General features: G+C 53.5%; 1 protein-coding gene. It reads right to left on the bottom strand.

The features are described from left to right. Positions 1-122: sulfurtransferase TusA family protein (locus tag MWC30_RS21845; protein WP_244086306.1), on the bottom strand; the 122-nt coding region annotated here is incomplete at its 3' end. Positions 123-508: the final 386 nt, after the last annotated feature.

Here is a 508-nt window from a genome sequence, read left to right as displayed (position 1 = left end):
GCCGCGGAATTGTCGACGAGGATGCTCACCCGGGCGACATTGCCCCGCTCCAGGACTTCCCTGGTTTTCAAAACCGGGCTCGGACATGCCAACCCGCGACAATCCAGTTTTTCTTCGATCATTGCTTCCCTCTGCCAAACTTCTCCCACCCGGTAAAAATCCTGACTCCACCGAAGCCCTTCCCATTGCGTCAATGATATTGCTTAACTGCAAGAGGGCATGGATACAAATCGTTAATTCCGATGTCATTGAGTCGATGTATTGCAAAAATGAATAGGAGGCGTATTCCTACCGGTGGGGATGAGCATCACCGAGATCATGAACACATTGGAGGGTACCGAATCATTTCAAGAGGCAGGCTTCGGAATAGCCAGACATCGCCCCACCCTCCCGGAGGTACGGCCCGACACTGCGGACCCCGCCGGATTCGTAGATCACCAGCGTCTCGGCGAAGGCCTCTATGTCTTCGGGATCATGAGTGATCATGATGACGGGAATATCGAACCTG

The sequence above is a fragment of the Desulforhabdus sp. TSK genome (genome assembly GCF_022836495.1).
In the GTDB taxonomy this organism is placed as follows: domain Bacteria; phylum Desulfobacterota; class Syntrophobacteria; order Syntrophobacterales; family Syntrophobacteraceae; genus Desulforhabdus.
Note: the sequence above shows the minus strand (reverse complement) of the source record. Positions and strands in the feature narration are given on the sequence as shown.